The following is a 2,500-nucleotide window of genomic DNA, read 5'->3' on the forward strand; positions in this document are numbered from 1 at the left end:
TGGGAACTTTTCCTTCCGAAAAGAAGATAAAAAAGTCCCGGCAGAACGCCGGGACTTTCAATAAATATGGCAGTTACCTACTCTCCCGCATGATATTGCAGTACCATCGGCCATGAGGGGCTTAACTTCTCTGTTCGGAATGGGAAGAGGTGAACACCCTCGGCAAAACCACCATAAGATCTTGCATATCTTGTGTGTGTTGTCCGGTCCTGCTTGTTTCCCTTTCCGCTGATCATGGATCAGGGGCGGGGTACCGGCAGGCAGACCAATAAATTTACATATCGGGAAGTTGTAAAGCATCCGTTTGGCCGCATTTGCATGCCGGCGTACGGGATGTGCAATAAATAAAATTAAAGCTTACGGGCAATTAGTACTACTCGGCTTCGATGTTACCACCCTTACACCTGTAGCCTATCAACGTCATCGTCTCTGACGGCCCTTAAAAGTAAACTCATCTTGAGGTAAGTTTCACGCTTAGATGCTTTCAGCGTTTATCTTGCCCGTACATAGCTACTCTGCACTGCACCTGGCGGCACAACAGATACACCAGCGGTACGTACGACCCGGTCCTCTCGTACTAAGGTCATGTCCTCTCAATTTACTAACGATCACAACAGATAGGGACCGAACTGTCTTGCGACGTTCTGAACCCAGTTCACGTGCCACTTTAATCGGCGAACAGCCGAACCCTTGGGACCTTCTCCAGCCCCAGGATGTGACGAACCGACATCGAGGTGCCAAACCTCCCCGTCGATATGAGCTCTTGGGGGAGATCAGCCTGTTATCCCCGGAGTACCTTTTATCCTTTGAGCGATGGCCCTTCCATACAGAACCACCGGATCACTTTAGCCTGCTTTCGCACCTGCTCGGCTTGTCTGCCTCACAGTCAAGCACCCTTATACTAATGCGCTCTACGTACGATTACCAACCGTACTGAGGGTACCTTTGCGAGCCTCCGTTACTTTTTAGGAGGCGACCACCCCAGTCAAACTACCCACCAAACAATGTCCTCACTTGCGCGAGTTAGACTCTAAGTAACAGAAGGTTGGTATTTCAACGTTGACTCCACGACTCCTGGCGAAGCCGCTTCATAGTCTCCCAACTATCCTACACATCTGGCACTCAAAATCAATGTTAAGTTGTAGTGAAGGTTCACGGGGTCTTTCCGTCCCGTTGCGATTAACCGGCATCTTCACCGATACTACAATTTCACCGAGCTCGTGGTAGAGACAGTGTCCAACTCATTAGACCATTCGTGCAGGTCGGAACTTACCCGACAAGGAATTTCGCTACCTTAGGACCGTTATAGTTACGGCCGCCGTTTACTGGGGCTTCAGTCAGAAGCTTTGGCTTGCGCCGAACATCCTTCCTTAACCTTCCAGCACCGGGCAGGTATCAGGCTCTATACGTCATCTTTCGATTTTGCAGGGCCCTGTGTTTTTGTTAAACAGTTGGTTGGACCATTTTACTGAGGCCGCATCACTGCGGCACGCCTTATCCCGAAGTTACAGCGTCAATTTGCCTAGTTCCTTTACCACGGATCACTCGAGCGCCTTAGGATATTCTCCTCGACTACCTGTGTCGGTTTACGGTACGGGCTGCTATAACCTAACCTTAGAGGGTTTTCTTGGAAGTCTGATTAGGGACATTATCAGCGCGGCCGAAGCTTTGCTGTACTATCAGGTTCAGCATCCTCTGCGGATTTTCCTACAAAAGATATACCTACACCCTTTAACGCACTATTCCGTAAGTGCGCAGTCCTTTCACTACTCCGTTACCCCATCGAAATTATAGCAGGTGCTGGAATATTCACCAGCTTGCCATCAGCTACGCCTTTCGGCTTTGCCTAAGGACCCGACTAACCCTGATCCGATTAGCGTTGATCAGGAACCCTTAGTCTTGCGGCGAGAAGATTTTTCATCTTCTTTATCGTTACTTATGCCTACATTTTCTTTTCTGTACGCTCCAGCATGCCTCGCGGCACACCTTCAATGCAGTACAGAATGCTCCCCTACCGATCACCCGCCTGGCGGGGATCCTAAAGCTTCGGTTGTATGTTTGATGCCCGATCATTTTCCGTGCCCAAACCCTCGACCAGTGAGCTGTTACGCACTCTTTAAATGAATGGCTGCTTCCAAGCCAACATCCTGGCTGTTGTAGGGTTTGAACTGCGTTTGTTCAACTTAACATACGATTAGGGACCTTAGCTGTTAATCTGGGTTATTTCCCTCTCGGCCATGGACCTTAGCGCCCACAGCCTCACTCCCGCAGATATATCATAGCATTCGGAGTTTATTAGGGTTTGGTAGGCGGTGAAGCCCCCTAGCCCAATTAGTAGCTCTACCTCTATGATACGTCTATATACGAGGCTGTTCCTAAAAACATTTCGGGGAGAACGAGCTATCTCTCAGTTTGATTGGCCTTTCACCCCTATCCACACGTCATCCCATAGCTTTTCAACGCTAATGGGTTCGGTCCTCCAGTTTGTGTTACCAAACCT

General features: G+C 49.3%; 2 rRNA genes (1 of these 2 only partly in view). Both read right to left on the reverse strand.

Annotated features, from left to right (window positions below):
• Positions 1–64: 64 nt before the first annotated feature.
• A 5S ribosomal RNA gene (gene rrf / locus FW415_RS24200) occupies positions 65–176 on the reverse strand.
• Positions 177–347: 171 nt separating this feature from the next.
• Positions 348–2,500 (reverse strand): 23S ribosomal RNA (locus FW415_RS24205) (it continues 730 nt past the right edge of the window).

Origin of the sequence: Chitinophaga sp. XS-30 (genome assembly GCF_008086345.1) — a bacterium.
GTDB lineage: Bacteria > Bacteroidota > Bacteroidia > Chitinophagales > Chitinophagaceae > Chitinophaga.